This is a genomic window from Polycyclovorans algicola TG408, from assembly GCF_000711245.1.
Taxonomy (GTDB): domain Bacteria; phylum Pseudomonadota; class Gammaproteobacteria; order Nevskiales; family Nevskiaceae; genus Polycyclovorans; species Polycyclovorans algicola.
Genome location: NZ_JOMH01000001.1, coordinates 2997001 through 3015366, shown reverse-complemented (window position 1 = coordinate 3015366; position 18366 = coordinate 2997001). Strand labels below are relative to the sequence as shown.

General features: G+C 65.2%; 14 protein-coding genes. 12 read left to right on the top strand and 2 right to left on the bottom strand.

The window, feature by feature from the left end:
- The first annotated feature begins 29 nt into the window (after nucleotides 1-29).
- The 9 genes from bcsZ (at nucleotide 30) to U741_RS0114370 (ending at nucleotide 15091) form a co-directional block, all read left to right on the top strand.
- Nucleotides 30-1172, top strand: a complete 1143-nt coding sequence (gene bcsZ / locus U741_RS0114410; protein ID WP_052378859.1) for a cellulose synthase complex periplasmic endoglucanase BcsZ — start codon at nucleotides 30-32, stop codon at nucleotides 1170-1172.
- Entirely contained in the window at nucleotides 1160-6040 is a 4881-nt protein-coding gene (locus U741_RS0114405; protein ID WP_152551627.1) for a cellulose synthase subunit BcsC-related outer membrane protein, read from the top strand. The genes bcsZ and U741_RS0114405 overlap by 13 nt, the downstream gene beginning before the upstream one ends.
- The gene (locus U741_RS0114400) at nucleotides 6037-6606 is read left to right on the top strand and encodes a tetratricopeptide repeat protein (protein WP_029891151.1); all 570 of its coding nucleotides are present in this window, start codon (nucleotides 6037-6039) and stop codon (nucleotides 6604-6606) included. The genes U741_RS0114405 and U741_RS0114400 overlap by 4 nt, the downstream gene beginning before the upstream one ends.
- 80 nt (nucleotides 6607-6686) lie before the next feature.
- Nucleotides 6687-6971, top strand: a complete 285-nt coding sequence (ppnP, locus tag U741_RS0114395) for a pyrimidine/purine nucleoside phosphorylase (RefSeq protein ID WP_029891150.1) — start codon at nucleotides 6687-6689, stop codon at nucleotides 6969-6971.
- Between the two features lie 48 nt (nucleotides 6972-7019).
- Nucleotides 7020-8495, top strand: coding sequence for an amidase (locus U741_RS0114390; RefSeq protein ID WP_029891149.1), 1476 nt, complete (start codon nucleotides 7020-7022; stop codon nucleotides 8493-8495).
- Nucleotides 8492-11212, top strand: a complete 2721-nt coding sequence (glnE, locus tag U741_RS0114385; RefSeq protein ID WP_052378858.1) for a bifunctional [glutamate--ammonia ligase]-adenylyl-L-tyrosine phosphorylase/[glutamate--ammonia-ligase] adenylyltransferase — start codon at nucleotides 8492-8494, stop codon at nucleotides 11210-11212. Before U741_RS0114390 ends, glnE begins: the two co-directional genes overlap by 4 nt.
- A gap of 75 nt (nucleotides 11213-11287) precedes the next feature.
- Entirely contained in the window at nucleotides 11288-12211 is a 924-nt protein-coding gene (locus U741_RS0114380) for a branched-chain amino acid transaminase (RefSeq protein ID WP_029891147.1), read from the top strand.
- 185 nt (nucleotides 12212-12396) lie between these two features.
- On the top strand, nucleotides 12397-14307 hold the full coding sequence (locus U741_RS0114375; RefSeq protein WP_029891146.1) for an N-acyl-D-amino-acid deacylase family protein: 1911 nt from the start codon (nucleotides 12397-12399) through the stop codon (nucleotides 14305-14307).
- Between the two features lie 67 nt (nucleotides 14308-14374).
- Nucleotides 14375-15091, top strand: coding sequence for an LOG family protein (locus tag U741_RS0114370; protein ID WP_029891145.1), 717 nt, complete (start codon nucleotides 14375-14377; stop codon nucleotides 15089-15091).
- 15 nt (nucleotides 15092-15106) lie between these two features.
- On the opposite strand, the gene U741_RS0114365 is transcribed toward U741_RS0114370, so the two are convergent.
- Together U741_RS0114365 and gloB are read right to left on the bottom strand one after the other, a co-directional pair.
- Nucleotides 15107-15346, bottom strand: coding sequence for a hypothetical protein (locus U741_RS0114365; protein WP_029891144.1), 240 nt, complete (start codon nucleotides 15344-15346; stop codon nucleotides 15107-15109).
- Nucleotides 15347-15479: 133 nt separating this feature from the next.
- A complete protein-coding gene (gloB, locus tag U741_RS0114360) occupies nucleotides 15480-16250 on the bottom strand; it encodes a hydroxyacylglutathione hydrolase (RefSeq protein WP_029891143.1) in 771 nt (256 codons plus the stop codon).
- A gap of 90 nt (nucleotides 16251-16340) precedes the next feature.
- Between gloB and U741_RS18655 the strand changes: the two genes are divergently transcribed.
- Genes U741_RS18655 through dnaQ form a run of 3 tightly spaced genes read left to right on the top strand, consistent with a single transcriptional unit; the run spans nucleotide 16341 to nucleotide 18228 of the window.
- Nucleotides 16341-17063: a class I SAM-dependent methyltransferase gene (locus tag U741_RS18655; protein ID WP_152551626.1), complete on the top strand. Its 723-nt coding sequence runs from the start codon at nucleotides 16341-16343 to the stop codon at nucleotides 17061-17063.
- Nucleotides 17060-17512: a ribonuclease HI gene (rnhA, locus tag U741_RS0114350; protein ID WP_029891141.1), complete on the top strand. Its 453-nt coding sequence runs from the start codon at nucleotides 17060-17062 to the stop codon at nucleotides 17510-17512. The genes U741_RS18655 and rnhA overlap by 4 nt, the downstream gene beginning before the upstream one ends.
- Nucleotides 17509-18228 (top strand): DNA polymerase III subunit epsilon, encoded by a 720-nt coding sequence (gene dnaQ / locus U741_RS0114345; RefSeq protein ID WP_029891140.1) that lies wholly within the window; start codon nucleotides 17509-17511, stop codon nucleotides 18226-18228. Before rnhA ends, dnaQ begins: the two co-directional genes overlap by 4 nt.
- The last annotated feature ends 138 nt before the right edge of the window (nucleotides 18229-18366 follow it).

Genomic DNA, 18366 nt, shown 5'->3' with positions numbered 1-18366 from the left:
CCGGCCGGCTTGCGGGTGTGACGCCCGGGATGCGCAAACGGCTTCCGTGGGTCATGTGTGGCGTGCTGGTGCTTGCGCTGGCGTCAGGTCTCTGGTGGTGGCTGGGCGAGCGCCACCGCCACTGGCCAGCCTGGGAGGCGTTTGCCGAAGGCTTTATCCAGGCCGATGGCCGCGTGGTTGACCACACGGCCGGGGGGCGAACCGTCTCGGAAGGTCAGGCCTATGCGGCGTTTTTCGCCCTGGTCGCGAACGACCGTGAGCGCTTCGACGCGGTGGTGAGCTGGACCCGGAACAACCTCAGCGATGGCAGCTTCGCCACCCGGCTGCCGGCCTGGCTTTGGGGTGAGAAGGACGACGGCAGTTGGGGCGTGATTGACGCCAACCCGGCCAGCGATGCCGATCTTTGGTTGATCTTCGCCTTGTTCGAAGCCGCACGACTCTGGGGCGCGCCCGACTACAACACCATGGCGCAACAATTGTTGATCCACGTCAAAGGCAAGGTTGTGCCGGAGCTGCCGGGTGTCGGCTCGATGCTGATTCCCGCGCCTGAGGGTTTCCTGCTCGAGAGCGGACACTGGCGTCTCAACCCCAGCTATCTGCCGGAATTTCAATTTCGTTACCTGCAGGAACGAGACCCCGAAGGCCCGTGGATGGCGATCTGGCGCCATCACCTTGCACTGATGCAGACGCACCTCACCCAAGGTCTGGCGCCGGACTGGTACGAGGTCGACGACAACGGTACGCCGTCGGTCTGCAGTGTCACTGGCAGCATCGGCAGCTACGACGCCATTCGCGTCTACCTGTGGGCGGCAATGGCGCCCACCCAGTCAAGCGGGCAGGGGATGATGCCGATCCTCGCCGCAGCAGCGCCGGTTCTGAGGCGCGCAGTGACTGGTGAGCCAATTGAAAAGGTGGACACCCTCACCGGCGAAGGCCAAGGGACAACGCCTGCCGGCTTTGCCGCAGCGCTGTTGCCATACTTCGACGCCTTGGGCGACGATTCTGCGGTTGCCGCATTGCGCGAGCGGCTGAAGGCAGACCGACACGACGGACATCTGGGGCAGCCGGCACATTATTTTGAACAGGTGCTCGCGCTGTTTGGCGAAGGATTCTTCGAACGGCGATTCGGTTTTGACGGTTTGGGCCGCTTGAATACAAGGTGGATGCATTGACACAGCGAGATGCATGGCGGGGATTGATCGCGGCCGGGCTCATCAGCCTTGCGACAGGCGGCTTCAGCGCGCAGGCGCAAGGTGCGGACCCCGAGATCGAATTATCGAATCAGGCCCGGCACTGGGAAGCGCAAGGTCGTGATGACCTGGCCCGCGACAGTTGGTTGCGCCTGTTGCGGGTGTCACGCGACAGCCCCACTGCGCTGGCCGGTCTGGCAATGGCCGAGGCGCGTACCGGTCGTCAATCGGCGGCCGGTGTCTACCTTGAACGGTTGCGCAAGGTGGCGCCCGAGCATCCCGATATTCCCCGCGCGGAGGCGGCCATTCGGGCCGCGTCATTCGACCAGAAGCGCCTCGATGACCCGCGCAAGCTGGCGCAGGAGGGGCGCTTTGACGACGCCATCGATTCTTACGAGCGCGCCTTTGATGGCCAGGTGCCCAACACCCGACTCGGGCTTGAGTACTACCAGACGCTTGCCGGTACCGAAGGCGGCTGGACACCCGCCAAAAATGGCCTCGAGGGCCTGGTCAAAGCAAACCCCGACGACGCCATTTACAAGGTTGCGCTGGCCCAGCACCTGACGTATCAGGAATCAACCCGTCGTCAGGGCGTGCAGCAGTTGGCCGCGCTGGCGGATGACGGCACGGTGGATGTCGAGGTCAAGCAGGCGTGGCGACAAGGGTTGATCTGGCTGTCGGCGACGCCGCGCGACTTGCCGCTGTATCGGGGCTTCGTCGAGAAATTTGGCAAGGACCCCGAGATCGACAAGCGCCTGGCTGCGCTGGAAAAAGTCGGACCGGGCGGCACCGTCGCCACCCTGGAGACCGGCGAGGTCAGGAGCTACCCCGGCGCGCAGGCGCGATCGGCTGCGCAAAGCGGAGGCGAGATACAGGCGCCCAGCGGTCCGACCGTCGAAGAGGTATTCGGCAGCCGAATCCGTGAGGCCTTCGAGGTGCTCAACAACGGCGATCTTGCAGGCGCCGAGCAAAGCTTCGCGCAACTCCTGGCCGAACAGCCCGGCAACGCCGACGCCCTGGGGGGCATGGGCATTGTCATGCTGCGCCAAGAGCGCTACGCCGAGGCCCGCAACCTGTTAGACCGTGCCAGCCAGTCCGAACCGAACACCGCCCAGCGGTGGCGCGAGGCCCTGCAATCGGCCCGCTTCTGGGAGGCGGTGCGCAGTGCCGCCACCGCCCGCGAGGCGGGTCGCACCGACGAGGCGCTGCAACGTTTGCGCTCGGCGATTGATGCCAACCCGCAGGTCGCCGAGCGGCAGCCGGAGGTCAAATCCACGCTCGCCGACATGCTGGTCGAGCGCGGTCAAAGTGGTGAGGCCGAGCAGATCTACCGCGAGCTGCTGGCGCGCGATCCCGAAAACCTCACGGCCATTCGCGGGCTGGTCAGCGTCTACTCGCAGACCAACCGTCTGCAGGAGGCCATTGCCCTGGCCGAACGTCTGCCCCGACGATTGCAGAACGAGGTCGGCAATCTCAGTCAGCTGCGCGGCCAGTTCCTTCGCGATGAGGCCGACAAGGCGATTCGCAATCGCGATGACGCGACCGCTCAAAAGCTGCTCAAAGAGGCGTTGCTGCACGACCCGGAAAGTCCCTGGACCCGCCTGTCGCTGGCGCGAATCTACCAGCGAGAGGGCCGCACCCGTGACGCCAACACGCTGGTTGATGGGCTCATTACCGACGGCAAGCAGTTGGCCGACGCTTACTTCATCAAGGCGATGTTGCTGTCCGAGCAGCAGGATTGGTTTAACGCCCTGCAGGTGCTTGAACGCATCCCTGCCGTCAACCGCAATGACGACATGGCTTCCCTGCAGCGGCGGCTGTGGATTCGTTACGAAACCGAGCGCGCCTCGGTGTTTGCCCGCTACGGCCAGCTCGAAGAAGCGGTGCAGATTCTCGCCGTGGTCGAACCTTACGTTGACGAAACCCCCGAACTGCTGGGCGCGCTGGCCACCGCGTGGGCGGCAATCGGTGACGAGCCGCGCGCCATGAGTTACATGCGCCAGGCACTGTCGCGAGTGCCCAACCCCGACATTGGCATGCGCCTGCAATACGCCGGGCTGCTGTTTTCCCTGCGTCAGGACGCCGAGTTTGAGGTGGTCATGGAAGACCTGCTGCAGCAGACCGGCTTTGATGATCAGCAGTCGCTGCAGCTTGCCAACATGCGCATCGCCTATCGCCTGCGCCAAGCCGATCTGGTGCGCGAAGACGGTCAATTGGCACAGGCCTACGAGTACCTTGAACCGTTGCTGCGGGTGAACCCCAACGACCCACGGGTGCTGATGGCATTGGCGCGGCTCTATAACGACGCGCGCGACTACGATCGGGTGCTGGCGTTGAATCGCCGGGTCATCGACGTCGACCCGGAAAACGCCGATGCCTATCGCAGCGCCATCAACGCGGCACTGGCCATGGAAGATCTTGATCAGGCTGAAGTGCTGCTTGACGACGCGTTCGCCCTTGATCCCAACAGCTCGCGCCTCTACGCGCTGGCCGGGCGGGCTGCGCGCGCGCGCGGTGAAGATGGCCGCGCACTGCAACTGTTCCAGCACGCCCTGCGACTCGATCAGGAAGCGGGCGGTGCCGAAGGCGTCAGTGGCGACGGCACCTATTCGCCGCAGTTGTTCCTCGTCGACCCCCAGCAGTCCCCCGCCTACCGACAGGACTTCATGGGCGCAGCGCCCTTCACAGGGTGGTCGCTGCCGAACGTGAACTCGGCAAAAAAAAAACCGCATGACGCCGGTGCACACGGCTTAACCGTCTCATCCGCCACCGCGCGGCCCCGCAGCGACTATGTTGCCGATGCCTGGACGCCGCCACAGGGCACGCACTGGGTGCGGGTGACAACCCTCGCTGACAGCCGCGGCGCTGCCGTGCAAACCCGCGGTCTGCCCGGCGCCGAGGGGGGTGTCTGGGTCCAGCAGAGTGACGATGTCTACGTGTTTCAGCCTGGGCAACCCGCGCGTCAAGCGCCCGCTGTCCCACAATACCGGGACGCAATGGGCGTCGCGCAAGACCCGCGTGCGTACGGCACGATTGCGCCGCAAGCGGCCCAACCGAGCTGGCAGCCCCCGCAGGATGGGCCGGTTTTCCCCCGACAGGCGCCACCTGCCGCGAGCCCGCAGCAGCGCATTGGCAGCGAGGACCGCTTTCGCAGTGATGTGATGGGTGAGATTCAGTCCATCACCGGCCAGGCCGAAACGGGTGACGCGCCGCAAGTCCGGCAAACCTATCCCGCCGGCTTGTCGACGCAGCTTAGCAACCGACCCTCGTCGCAGCAGTACCCGGCCCCAGTCCCGCAGGTTTATGGTTCACGCGCTGCGTCCGCGCCCGGTGTGCCGGTGCAGGCGGGGGCGTTGAGCGTCGCGCCCGGCTTGCAGGTTGAAACCATCCAGCCCCGCAATGAGGTGCAATGGGGCGCGCCGGCCGAAAGCTACGAGGCCCAGGGGCTGCGACTCGGCCCTGCAGGGATGGCGCAACAGTTGTCGGCGCCGGTTTATCGGCAACCGCAGCCGGTGCAGCAACAGGTGCAGACCCCGGCATTTTCGGCGAGAAGTCGGGCTGCGCCCGACATTCAGCTGCGCCAAGATCCGCTGTTGTCCCGGCCGGCATTTGCGGGCGGCGGGCGACCGGTGATGCAGCAGGATGCGCCGGGCAACGCGCTGATGCGCGACATCGCCGACCTGCGTGCCAAACGCAGCGCATGGGCCAGCATGGGGCTCAGCATTCGCAACCGCGATGGTGTGCCCGGGCTCGATGAACTGACCGATATCGAGATGCCGGTCGAAGTCAGTTTTGCCGGTGAACGGGCCGGGCGGATTCGCCTGCGCGCGGTGCCGGTGTTCCTTGATGCCGGCACGGTGTCGGGTGCCCAGCTACCGCTGTTTGGCGCGCTGGCGCTGGTTGACCCTGATGTTTTGGAGGGACGTAGCTTCGGCCAGAGCGAGGACGGAATCGCGGTCGGTGCGGCTTACGAGGCCGGGCCGTTTCGCGCCGACGTGGGCAGCTCGCCACTCGGATTTCCGGTCGAAACCATTGTCGGTGGCCTCAACTGGCAACCCAAGATTGATGACACCAGCTTCAAGATCGACCTCGCCAGGCGCTCGGTGACCGACAGTTTGTTGTCCTACGCCGGAGCGTTTGATCCGGGGCTGGGCGAAGACTGGGGCGGGGTAACCAAGACCGGTGGCCGGCTGGACATCATTCAGGGTCTCGGTCAGTACGGCATCTATGGCAACGCCGGCTATCACGTCTATGACGGTGAAAATGTCGCCCGCAACCAGTCCTATGAGCTGGGTGCCGGGTTCTACGCCCGCGCCATCGAGCGGCGCGACATGCGCGTCACCTGGGGCCTTAACCTCACGACCTTCGCCTACGACGAGAACCTGCGCCGCTTCACCTTCGGTCATGGCGGCTACTTCAGTCCGCAGTCGTATGTGGCGTTGGCGATCCCGGTGGAGTGGGTCGGCGGGCGAAACCGGTTGTCGTACCGACTCAACGCCTCGCTGGGCATCCAGGGGTTCCGCGAAGACGGCGCGCCGCTGTTCCCCAACGACTCTGCCCTGCAAACGGCGGTCGACGAGCTGGTGCTCGACAACCCCGACCTTGAGTTTTCGGGCGGTTATGCCGGGCAGAGCTCCAGCGGCGTCGGCTTTTCGCTGGGCGGTGCCCTGGAATACCTGATCACCTCGCAACTCGTCGCCGGCGCGCGCTTCGGTCTCGACAACGCACGCGATTACGACGAGGCCTACGCCTCGGCCTACATCCGTTACCTGATGACGCCGCAAGGGCGGGTGTCGATTCCGCCGGCACCCTTGCTTCCTTATTACAACTTCGGGGATCCCCGGCTATGAGCGTCTTCCGAATCTGGGTCACGCTGACCGCAGTGTCGCTGGCCGGCTGCGCCAGCACGGCGTCCGAGCGTCAGATCATTCCGGTCGGCGACGCCGACTACCGCGTTGAAACCGCCGGGCCACTGCGCAACACCTACCCGGTGCCCGTGCGCGAAACGCCGTTCGAGCCCGAGGGCCAGTCGTCGTTCGTGACCCAGGACATGGTCGCCCGGCAGTATCTGGCCGAAGGGCAACCCGATGCGGCCGAGCAGGCCCTGCAGGAAGCGCTGCAAGTCAACCCCTTCGATCCCGCGGCCATCAACAACATGGCGGTGGTGCGTAGCGAGCAGGGGCATTACTACGAAGCCATCGAACTGCTCGAGCGCGCCTCGCGGCTGTCGCCCGACGATCCGGAAATTGCCGCCAACCTGGCGCGATTGCGGCATTGGGTGCAGGCCTATGGCATGAGCGCCAGTGATCCTTACGGTGTGGTGCCGCATCCGAACGATGGGGTTCCCACCCTCAATCGGCCCAACGTGCCGCCCCCGGCGCCGCCACTGTGGAACGCTCAGCCCGTAAGATACTGAGCCGAGTCAGGTGGCAAGGCCACCCGCCCGCGTCTCGACGACGCTGGCGGGTTTTTTGTGTGTGATCAGGAGCGTCAAGCGTGTTGAAACACAGCGTCTACTTCGAGGGTGCGGTGCAGAGTGTCGGCTTTGAGCGTCTCGGCCGGCGCGCCAGTGTCGGCGTGATTGAACCCGGCAGTTACCACTTCGGCACCGAGGCCGCCGAACGCATGACCGTCGTCAGCGGCGCGTTGCGGGCCAAACTCGATGGCCGCCACGAGTGGCTGAGCTATCCGGCGGGGACCTGCTTCGAAATTCCCGCGTCCAGCGGCTTCGACGTCGAAGCCGTGGGCGGCCCGGCCGCTTACCTCTGCGAGTTTCTGTAGCCTTCAGGCGCCAATTCTGACGCGGAATATCGCCCAAGGGAGTTGACGTTGAATTTCGATGAATACCGACAGCTGGACGGCCTAGGCCTTGCCGAAATCGTCGCCAGCGGCCAGACCACGGCGGTCGAATTGTTGGCACTCGCCCGGGCGCGGTCGGCGGCGGTCAACCCGCAAATCAACGCCGTCATCGTCGACATGGCTGGCGAGGCGGAGGCGCGCGCCCGGCAGCCGCTTGATGGCCTTTTCGCCGGTGTGCCGTTTCTGATCAAGGACCTGGTCCAAGACTACGCCGGCGTGCCGACCGCCTGCGGATCGCGGGCGCTGCGCGACAACGTGCCGTCGCGCCACGCCCACATGGTCGAGCAATGGCTCAAGGCCGGGCTGGTCATTTTTGGCAAGACCAATACCCCGGAGCTGGGACTTAAAGGCACCACCGAGCCGCTGCTGTGGGGGCCGACGCGCAACCCCTGGCAGCTTGACCTGACGTCGGGCGGTTCCAGCGGCGGCTCGGCCGCCGCGGTGGCGGCGGGCATCGTGCCGATGGCGGGTGCCAATGACGGCGGCGGTTCGATTCGCATCCCGGCGGCCATGTGCGGCCTGTTCGGCTTTCGCCCCGGTCGTGGCCGGGTGTCGGTGGGCCCGGCGCAGGGCGAGGTCTGGGAAGGCGCCAGTGCCGACGGCGTCGTCAGCAACAGCGTTCGTGACGCGGCCGCCATGCTTGACGTCATGGCCGGGCCGCAAGCGGGCGAGCCGTATCCCTTCACGACCGGCGCCACGCCGTTTCGGCAGCAAAGTGCCAGGCCGCCCGGGCCCCTGCGCATCGCCTTCTGCGAGCACTCGCCGTTGGGCACCCCGGTCCACGCCGAGCATCGTGCGGCGGTGGAACGAACCGCGGCGCAGCTGGTGGCGCTGGGGCATCACGTCGAGGCGGCCGCGCCGGACATCGACGGTCAGATGCTGGCCCGCGCCTACTTTCATTTGTATTTCGGTCAGGTTGCCGCCAGTGTTGCCGAGGCGGTGGCGGCAGGTGCCGACGAAGCGGACTTCGAGCTGGAGACGCGCGTACTGGCCCTGCTGGGTCGGGCCATCAGCGCTGCCGACTATGTGCAACAGCGGCGGCGCTGGAACGACTTCAGTCGCGCCCTCGGCGCGTTCTACCAGCACTATGACCTTTACCTGACCCCCAGCCTGGCCCAGCCACCGGCGCGCATCGGCAGCCAGGACATGCCGGCGTGGCAGCAATGGCTGGTGAAGCCGCTTTTGGCCGGCAACCTGGGGCGTGCGCTGCTGAAAACCGGCGTGGTGGACGAGATGACCAACACGCAGCTGGCGCGGGTGCCTTTCACCCAGTTGGCCAACCTCACCGGCACGCCGTCGATGAGCGTGCCACTGCACCAGGCGGCGGACGGCCTGCCCATCGGCGTCTTGTTCAACGGCCCGGTCGGCGGTGAGGCGGTGATGTTGCAATTGGCGGCCCAGCTTGAGGCGGCGCACCCCTGGGCGCAGCGGCGGGCGCTGCCATGAGGCCGGCGCTGCAGGCCAGCCCGTGGCTAGCGGAATGGGCGCAGCTACGTCCAGCGTGGTTCACCGACGATGTGCTGGCGGCGCCTGAACTGCACTGGACACAGCCGCCGCCTGAAGATGAGGCGGCCGCGATGCGCTATTTGCGCGAAAACGTGCTGCGCGAGCGAATGCGTCTTGCGGTGCGGGATCTGGAGGGGCTGGACGACCTTGACACCACGCTGGCCGGCCTGAGCGATCTGGCTGAACAGGCTTGCGAACTGGCCCTGACGTTTGCCCAGCAGGCGGTGGCCGCCGCCCACGGTTGGCCGCTGGATGCCGCCGGCGAGCGCATTCGGCCGATGATTCTCGGCATGGGAAAACTGGGGGGGCGCGAACTCAATTTCTCCAGCGATATCGATCTGATTTTCACCTTCAGCGGACACGGCGAGACCGACGGTGCGCGGACGCTCGACGCCGGCAGCTTTTTTGCCAAGGTGGTGCAGCGTTTCACCCGCCTGCTGGCCGAGCGAACCGAGGATGGCTTCGTTTACCGTGTCGACTGGATGCTGCGCCCCTTTGGCAGTGCCGGCGCCGCCGCCGCCAGTTTTGCCGCCATCGAGGATTACTACCAGGTGCACGGCCGCGAGTGGGAGCGCTATGCGCTGATCAAGGCGCGGCCCATCGCCGGTGACCTGCAGTCCGGGCGGCGCCTGCTGACCAACCTGACCCCGTTCGTTTATCGCCGCTATCTCGATTTCGACGCCATCAACAGTCTGCGCGAGCTCAAGCGACTGATCGAAGACGAGGTGACGCGCAAAGGGCTGGAGGACCACGTCAAGCTCGGGGCTGGCGGCATCCGCGAGGTGGAGTTCATCGTCCAGAGTTTTCAGCTGGTGCGCGGTGGACAGGACACGGGACTGCGCTCAACACAGCTCAGGCCGACGCTGGCGCTGTTGGCCGAGCAGCGGCTGCTGGAGGCCGACCGCGCCCGCCAGCTCGATGCCGATTACGTGTTTCTGCGACGGCTGGAAAACGCCATCCAAATGCAGGCCGACGAGCAGACCCATCGCTTTCCGGCCGACCCGGCGGCGCGCCAGCGGCTGGCCGGCCCGCTGGGGGCGGCGGACGCCGCCACGCTGGCCGAGACCACCCGTGCCGTGCGGGCGCGGGTGCGCGCCCTGTTCACCGAGGTGTTCGCCGAAGATCAGGTTGATGACTCGCCACTGATGCGCCTGGTGGGCCTGGTGTTTGATCACCGTATCGAGGCCGAAGCCGCCGCCGAGGCGCTGCACGATGCTGGGTTGCGACCGGCCGAGCCGCTGGCGCGGGACCTTTTATCGCTGGCCGCTGACCGGCATCTGACCCTGCTGCGCGCCAGCTCCGTCGAGCGCCTGCGCTGCCTGGTTGGCCAGTTGCTGGTTGAAGCACTCAAGGTGGACCAGCCCGGCATCACCGCGCGCCGCGTGCTGAGCATTGTTGCGGCCATTACCGGTCGCAGCACCTACATCAGCCTGCTGCGCGACGCGCCCGTGGCACGACGTCAGTTGCTGCGGCTGGCGGCGGCGAGTCCGTGGCTCAGTGAGTATTTGGCCGGCAGCCCGGCACTGCTCGACCAGTTGCTGGACCCGCGCACGCTGCTAGCGCCGATGACCCGTGACGATATCGCCCGCGAGCTCGAAGACCGACTTTCGACACTGCCGCCGGAAGATCCCGAGGGCCTGAACAACGCATTACGACGTTTTCAGAAAGACATCTCTTTGCGCGTGGCGGCCGCCGACCTGCTCGAAGATCTGCCGCTGGTGCAGGTCAGTGACCGACTGACCTGGTTGGCAGAGTGCCTGCTGGAAGTTGCGCTGGACCAAGTCACCCGTGCCATGACCGCCGAGTTTGGCCGCCCGGTCAAGGCCGACGGCAGCCCTGCCGGCTTGGCGGTCATCGGCTACGGCAAGCTCGGCGGCATCGAGATGGGCTATGGCTCCGACCTCGACCTGGTCTTCATTCACGATGCCGACGAGCCGCAGGCCGAAACCGTTGACGGCCGGCGCACACTCGACGTCAGCACCTGGTTTGCCCGCTGCGCGCAACGCATGATCAACCTGCTGTCGACGCGGACTGCCGCCGGTCGGGTGTACGAAGTCGACCTGCAGCTTCGTCCCAACGGGCAGTCGGGGCTGGTGGTGATCTCACTGTCGGGGTTCGCTCGCTACCAGCGTGAATCGGCGTGGACCTGGGAGCATCAGGCATTGACCCGCGCGCGCTTTCTGTGTGGGCCGGCAGGGCTCGCCGCGTCGTTTCAGGCAATCCGCGCCGAGACCCTCGCGCAGCCGCGCGAGCAGGCCGAGCTGGCACGCGCCATCGTCGAAATGCGGCAGAAGATGCGCGCGAGTCTGGACCGTAGCAACGACACCGAGTGGGACATCAAGCATGGTGTCGGCGGTCTGACCGATGCCGAGTTCATCACCCAGTACCTGGTGCTGCGCGAGGCCGCGAACGTTCCGGCGGTCTTGCAGTGGTCCGACAACTGGCGGCAACTCGAAGTGCTGTCCGAGGCACAGGTGATCTCGGCCGACTTCAAGGAGCGCCTGATTGCCGCCTATCGTGAATTGCGCGATCTGGCCCATGGCCGGGCGTTGGAAAACGTCGGGACCCGCGTGTCGCGCGAGACGGCCACTGGGCCGCAGGCGGTGATTGCGCAGGCTTGGCAGGCGACCTTTAACGGGGTGGTGAACGCGTCGTAACTCTCGGGCGTCGCGATCTTTATAATGATCGGCTTGCCCGCAGCCGGCGGCTCACTCTTTGAAGGATTGACACGCATGACCTCTTTTGCCGATCGCGACGGCTTCATCTGGTTCGACGGTGAACTCAAGCCCTGGCGCGAGTGCACGACCCACGTCCTGACGTATTCCCTGCACTACGGCGTCGGCTGCTTCGAAGGGGTTCGCGCCTATCAGACGCCCGACGGCACCGCGATTTTCCGGCTTGAAGAGCACACCAAGCGGTTGATGAACTCGGCCAAGATCATTGGCATGGGCATGCCGTACACCGCTGCCGAACTTAACGAGGCGCAGAAAGAGGTGCTACGTGCCAACAAGCTCGCCAGCGCCTACCTGCGGCCCATGGCGTTCTATGGCTCCGAAGGCATGGGTCTGCGCGCCACCGGGCTCAAGACCCACGTCATCGTTGCGGCGTGGGAGTGGGGCGCCTATCTGGGCGCCGAGAACATGGAGCGCGGCATCCGCATCAAGACCAGCTCGTTTTCGCGCAACTACGTCAACGCGTCGATGTGTCGTGCCAAGGCCAACGCCAATTACCTGAACTCGTCGATGGCGCTCAACGAAGTGCTCAAGGATGGCTACGACGAGGCGCTGATGCTTGATCCCGATGGCTATGTTGCCGAGGGCAGCGCCGAGAACATTTTCGTGGTCACCAATGGTGTGATTTCGACGCCTGACGTGACCAGCGCGCTGGACGGCATCACCCGTCGCACGGTGATGACCCTGGCCGAAGACTTCGGTTACACCGTGAAGGAACGTCGCATTACGCGCGACGAACTTTACTGCTGCGATGAGGCGTTCTTTACCGGCACGGCGGCTGAAGTGACACCGATTCGCGAAGTCGACAACCGGCCGGTGGGTGATGGCGGCCGTGGTCCCATCACCGCCAAGCTGCAGGCGGCGTATCTCGACGTGGTGACCGGCAAGGCGCCGCGCTACGCCTCTTGGCTGAGCGCCATTTAATGGGACGGCTGGTCCGCCGGCGCTGTTGATCGGACCCAACGGCGCCCAGCGGGGGCCTGTCGTGCTGGGTCCGATTTCCTAGCGTCGCGATGTCCAAGTGGTTGATCTTCCTAGCGGGTTGCGGCGCAGTCGGCCCTAAAATGGGGCCGCGAAACCCGCTCAACCATTTGCGTCAGGAGTTGGACATGGACGGAACGTCTCCCCGGTGGTCCCTGCTGCTGAAGAACGCGCTGGTCTTCGACGGCACCGGCGCCCCGGCCCGCAAGACCGATGTTGCGATCGCCGGCGGTGTTATCGACGCCATCGATGCCCACTTGCCGAGCGAGCGCGCCGAACAGACGCTGGACCTTGAGGGCCAGTGGCTGATCCCGGGCCTGCTGGACGTGCACACCCATTTCGACCTTGAGGTCGAGCTGGAGCCCGGTCTGCCCGAGGCGGTACGTCATGGCACGACCACGGTCATTGCCGCCAACTGCTCGCTCGGGGTGACTTACGGCCATCAGCGACGCAATGGCGAAGACCCTATCGTCGACTGCTTTGCCCGGGTCGAGAACGTGCCCAAGCCGGTGCTGGCCAAGGTTGCCGATCAATGCACGTGGACCACCTCGGCGGCGTATCTCGATCACTTTGATGCGCTTGCGCTGGGGCCGAATTTTGTCACCATGATTCCCCATTCGATGTTGCGCATTGAGGTGATGGGGCTCAAGGCGTCGGTCACCCGCAACCCCACGGCCGACGAGCTGGCGCAGATGAAAGCCTTGCTCGAGAAAGGGATGGAAGAAGGCTACGTCGGCTTTTCAACCGACGCGCTACCGTTCCATTTCTTGGCCAACCAGCCGCACACCGACAAGCAGATTCCCACCCAATTTGCGCCCTACAGCGAACTCAAGGCGCTCACCGGCGTGGTACGTCGCTGGGGCCGCGTCTGGCAGGCGACCCCGCCCAAAGACGACAAGCTCGCGGTGGTGCGCAACTTTTTGCTGACCTCGGGGCGCCTGCACGGCAAAGCCCTGAAGGTGACGGCTGTTGCGGCAATTGATGTTGCGACCAACCGCTCCATCGTCAAGCTGGGGCTGCTGTTGTCAAAGATTCTCAATTCCCGGTTGATCAAAGGCCACTTCCGCCTGCAGGCGCTGGCCGCCCCGTTCAAGACCTGGAGCGACGGCGTGGTGACGCCGCTGTCGGAAGAGATTCCGGAGCTGCGCCGCCTCAACGAATGTGACCTCGATGACCGCGCCGCGCGCATGGCCATCCTCCACGACCCGGCGTGGGTCAAGTCTTATCGGCGCATGTGGTTCAAGGGCAAACGCGGCTTCAATCTGGCCAATCTGCTGCGCCTGCTGAAGCGCGAAGACATCGTGCTGTCGCGGCGGCTCGACGACATGACCATCGACCGCTGCCCGCAGGCCGAGTGGAATGGCACGCTGATGCAGACCGTCTTCGACCGTCTGCAGCAGTGGCAGCGCAGCGGCGCCGGCGCGGTTTCGGTGGCCGAAGCCGAGGCTTTTGCGCGCTTCCCCAAGCCTTGCGATGACGCCGATTTTTTCCTGCACTTGCTGCGTGAGTTCGACACGGCGCTGCGCTGGACCACGGTCACCGCCAACCGTGACCCCAAGGTGGTGCGCGACCTGTTGTTCAACCCGCTGCTGCTGCCGGGCTTCAACGACAGCGGCGCTCACCTGACCAACATGGCCTTTTACGACGGCAATCTGAGGATGCTGAAGATCGCCCAACAGGAGGGCCTGGCGCAGGTTGCGTACGCGGTGCATCGCCTGACTGAAGAGCCGGCTGAGCTCTTCGGGCTGGACGTGGGCGTGCTCAAGGTCGGGGCGCGTGCTGACCTGGCCGTGATCGATCCCGAGGCTCTGGCGGCCTATGATTCCGAAGCCAACGTGCAGTATCTGTACCGCGAGGCCTTCGCGCATCACCAACTGGTCAACCGCAGCGACGGGGTGGTCCGCTATACGCTGATCAACGGCAAGGTCGCGTGGGGCAACGGCGCCTACGTCCCGAGCTTTGGCCATGAGCGCTTCGGCCAGTTGCTGCGCCACAAGGCGCACACGCCGCTCGCTGCCGGGGTCAAGCTGGCCGCCTGAATCGGCCCGCCGGGTAGACACACGGACCTGCTATGGTCGCCCGCCCTGATCTCCGGTAGCCGCTGAAATGGCCATCACCAAGGCATACAAGAACGAGGTTTTTCTCAACAGTGAAAAGGCTCGGAGTATTCGCATCCTCTGCGAGTATTCCGAGCCCGAGCAGCGTTTTGACCGACTCGGCGTCCGTCAGGGCGTGATCTTTTTCGGCTCGGCGCGCACGCGGTCGATTGACGGCCAGCGCGATTACTACCGCGAGGCCGCCGCGCTCGGTGAGCGTCTGGCGCGCTGGACGGTCGACACCCACGCCGCTGCAGATCGTTTTCACCTCATCACTGGCGGGGGCCCCGGCATCATGCAGGCGGGTCATGAGGGCGCGGCGCGGGTTGATCGCAGCCTCAATATTGGTTTGAACATCTCATTGCCGTTCGAGCAGCACGTCAATCCGCATGTTCAGGAAGATCATGCAGTGGAGTTTCACTATTTCTTTCTGCGCAAATTCTGGTTTCTGAAGCTGGCGCGCGCGGCGGTGATTTTTCCGGGCGGCTTCGGCACCCTTGACGAATTGTTCGAGTTGCTGACGTTGACCCAAACCGGCAAGTCGGCGCCGATGCCGATCATCCTCTACGGCAAGGAGTTCTGGGAGGGCGTGGTCAATTTTCAGATGCTGGCGGACCGGGGGCTGATCAGCCCGGAGGACCTGCAGCTTTATAGCATTCAGGACGACGTCGACAGTGCGTTCGAGCGGCTGCGCGACGGCTTGGAGGCACCGCCGCTGGACGCCTAAACCTTCGGCGGCAACTCAGATATCCAGATCGTCGTCGATCAGCGCCCGCAGCCGACGCTCCTCCTTGAGCCGCTCGACGTCGCGCCAGTCCCGTGTCTTGACGGCCGGAGGTGTGGGTTCGTCGATGTCGATGTCTTCGCCGTCGCCGTCGAGGTCATCGTCGGGCAGGTCGTCATAGTCCTCATTGGATTCGGCTGGTTTTCCGGTCGGTTTCGCGGCAGGTTTTTCAGCGGCTTTTTTCGGTTTGCGGGCCATGACTGTCCGTTCGAGGGTGCGGTTGAAGCTTTCGGGCGGCTATTTAGCAGGGTTTTCCAGTTTCGGGAAGCCCTGGCCAAAAATGTGGTCGGCCGGGCCGTGATCGATCACCCGGTTCGTCCGTCCACACGCCTCAGAAGTGGTCCTTCCAGGCCCTGATTTCGGCGAAAACCTGTGCCTCGGATGGCAGCGCCTTGCCCGCTCTTGCGCTTGCCGCGGCGCGTACGGTTGGCTGGTTGGCGCGCAAAAACGGGTTCAGCGCGCGCTCGCGTGCCAGGGTGCTGGGCAGGGTGGGTTTCCCCTGTGCGCGCAGCGCCTCGGCGTCGACGCGAAAGGCTTGAAGGTCGGCGTTGTCGGGTTCCACCGCAGCGGCGAAGCGCAGATTCGACAGGGTGTACTCGTGGGTGCAGGCAACGTGTGTGGTGGGCGGTAATTCGGCAAGGCGGTTGAGCGAGGCCAGCATCTGTTCGGGCGTGCCTTCAAACAATCGCCCGCAGCCGCCGCAAAACAGCGTGTCGCCGCAAAACAGCCAGTCGTCAATCAAGAAGGCGATGTGGCCCAGGGTGTGGCCGGGCACGTCGAACACTTGCGCGCGGCCAATGGGCAGGTCGAGGACCTCACCGCCACCCACCTTTTGGCTCAGTGTCGGGATGCGGGCCGCCTCGGCCGCCGGACCGATGACCGGACAGGGCATGGCCGCCAGCAAGTCAGGAATGCCGCCAATGTGGTCGGGGTGCCAATGCGTGACCAGAATGCCGCCCAGCGTCCAACCGTGGGCCTTCAGGTGCGCGAGCACTGGCGCCGCATCGCCGGGGTCGACCACCCACGCAGTATGGCTGTCAGGCGCGGGCCAACACCAGACGTAGTTGTCCTGAAAGATGGGGATGGGATGCGCGCTGCTCATCATCGATCTCGTCAATTGAACCGGCCCCGAGCATATCGCGGCGGCAACCGCGCTTATCATGTGAAACCCATGCGCAAGGATCGAAATCTCATGGCCACATTGTTCACGCCGTCGTTGCCTGGCCTGCAGCGGCTCTACCAGATGAGCGAACAACACCTGCGCCAGGTGCTGCCCGAATTATTCGGCCGCCTGTTGGTCCAGGTTGGTGGTACCGAGGTGGCCGGCGCCGTACGCGAAGCGGCGCTGATGCCGACCATGGTCATCGGCACGCCGCGCTCGGCACATGCCGACGTCTGGTCGCAGCTCACCGCCCTACCACTGCGCAACGCCGATGCCGATGCGGTAGTGCTGCCATTCACGCTCGGGCAATGCGGCGCGCCGCGTGAAGTGGTGCGCGAGGCGCACAGGCTGCTCAATGACCGCGGCCGCCTGGTGGTGGTCGGGCTCAATCCGTGGAGCCCGTGGAACTGGCGGCTGCGCTGGGGCTGGGCCGCGCAGCGGGTACCGGTTCTGCGCAGCACGCCGTCTTTGCATCGTTTGCGCGACTGGTTGGAGTTGCTCGATTTCGAGGTCAGCGACACCCTGCGCTTCACGCCGGGTTGGCGCGGTTTGACGGCGCTGCGCGACGGCGAGGGGGCCTGGCTGCGACGCCTGATACAGCCCCTGCAGGGCGCTTACATTTTGACCGCACGTAAACGAGTGATTCCGATGAACCGGTTGCCGCAATCACCGCGCCTGCGCGGTCGGGCCGCCATCGGCTTGCCGGTCGGTGAAGGCGCTGCCGTCGCACGTCTGCCGCAGCGCCCGCAATGAGCGCCGACACGCCTGAAAAGAAGGTGTTGATCTACACCGACGGCGCCTGTCGCGGTAATCCAGGCCCCGGCGGCTGGGGTGCGCTGCTGATTTACGGCGATCGCCGCCGCGAACTCACCGGTGGCGAGACGGCCACCACCAACAATCGCATGGAAATGATGGCGGTCATCGAGGCGTTGGACGCACTCAAGGACCGCTGCGCCGTCACGCTGTGCACCGACTCGACCTACGTCATGAAAGGCCTGACCGAATGGTTGCCGGGCTGGAAGCGGCGTGGCTGGAAGACCGCGGCCGGCGCGCCGGTGAAGAATCAGGACCTGTGGCAGCGGCTCGACAGCGCCTGCCAGCGACATCACATGGACTGGCGCTGGGTGAAAGGCCATGCCGGCGATCCCGGCAACGAAGCAGCTGACGCCCTGGCCAACCGGGGACTTGAGGGCGCGCGATGACGCACCCGGCCCATCGACAGGTCGTGCTCGACACCGAAACCACCGGTCTGGAAGTGGGCGAGGGCCATCGCATCATTGAGATCGGCTGCATCGAGTTGGTCAAACGCCGGTTCACCCGCAACGACTTTCACCAGTACCTGAACCCTGATCGCGAGATCGACGAGGGTGCGGTTGACGTGCACGGCCTGACCACACATTTTCTGGCCAACAAGCCGCGCTTCGCCGAGATTGCCAAAGACCTCTGGGCCTATCTTGAAGGCGCCGAGCTGCTGATTCACAACGCGCCGTTCGACATGGGCTTTCTCGACTCGGAGTTTGCCAAGGCCGGCTTCGAGCGCCGGCTCTCCGAGGTCTGCACCGTCACCGACACCCTGACGATGGCGCGGCAACAGATGCCGGGCCAAAGGGTGAGCCTGGACGCGCTGTGCAAGCGCTTCAGTGTCGACAACTCGGGCCGCGATTTTCACGGCGCGCTGCTCGACGCGCGGCTGCTGGCCGACGTGTTTCTGACGATGACCGGGGGCCAATCCGACCTTGCCCTGGTGTCCGAGCAGGGTAACTTCGGGGCATCGCGCTTTCTCGAGCACCTCGGGCCACTGCCCGACGGGCCAATGCCGGTGATCGCCCCCAGCGACGCCGAGTGGGCTGCGCACCGCGCGCGGCTGGCGGCCATCGCCAAGAAGGGTCCGCTGCGCTGGGTTGAAGACAGCGTTTGAGGGCTTGGGGAGCGCTGATCAAGTCTCACGTCTGCGCCGGAGGTCATTTTGAAGCAGGGCGAGGCGCGAGGGGTGCGGCGTACAGGTGTACGCAAACCCCCGAGTAACGACGACCCTGCTTCAAAATGGCCCCGGCCC

Bases quoted from the DNA above. Each gene is read 5' to 3' on its own strand.
- bcsZ (WP_052378859.1), top strand. From the start codon at position 30: ATGCGCAAACGGCTTCCGTGGGTCATGTGTGGCGTGCTGGTGCTTGCG.
- U741_RS0114400 (WP_029891151.1), top strand. From the start codon at position 6,037: ATGAGCGTCTTCCGAATCTGGGTCACGCTGACCGCAGTGTCGCTGGCC.
- glnE (WP_052378858.1), top strand. From the start codon at position 8,492: ATGAGGCCGGCGCTGCAGGCCAGCCCGTGGCTAGCGGAATGGGCGCAG.
- U741_RS0114380 (WP_029891147.1), top strand. From the start codon at position 11,288: ATGACCTCTTTTGCCGATCGCGACGGCTTCATCTGGTTCGACGGTGAA.
- U741_RS0114375 (WP_029891146.1), top strand. From the start codon at position 12,397: ATGGACGGAACGTCTCCCCGGTGGTCCCTGCTGCTGAAGAACGCGCTG.
- U741_RS0114370 (WP_029891145.1), top strand. From the start codon at position 14,375: ATGGCCATCACCAAGGCATACAAGAACGAGGTTTTTCTCAACAGTGAA.
- U741_RS0114365 (WP_029891144.1), bottom strand. From the start codon at position 15,346: ATGGCCCGCAAACCGAAAAAAGCCGCTGAAAAACCTGCCGCGAAACCG.
- gloB (WP_029891143.1), bottom strand. From the start codon at position 16,250: ATGAGCAGCGCGCATCCCATCCCCATCTTTCAGGACAACTACGTCTGG.
- U741_RS18655 (WP_152551626.1), top strand. From the start codon at position 16,341: ATGGCCACATTGTTCACGCCGTCGTTGCCTGGCCTGCAGCGGCTCTAC.
- rnhA (WP_029891141.1), top strand. From the start codon at position 17,060: ATGAGCGCCGACACGCCTGAAAAGAAGGTGTTGATCTACACCGACGGC.
- dnaQ (WP_029891140.1), top strand. From the start codon at position 17,509: ATGACGCACCCGGCCCATCGACAGGTCGTGCTCGACACCGAAACCACC.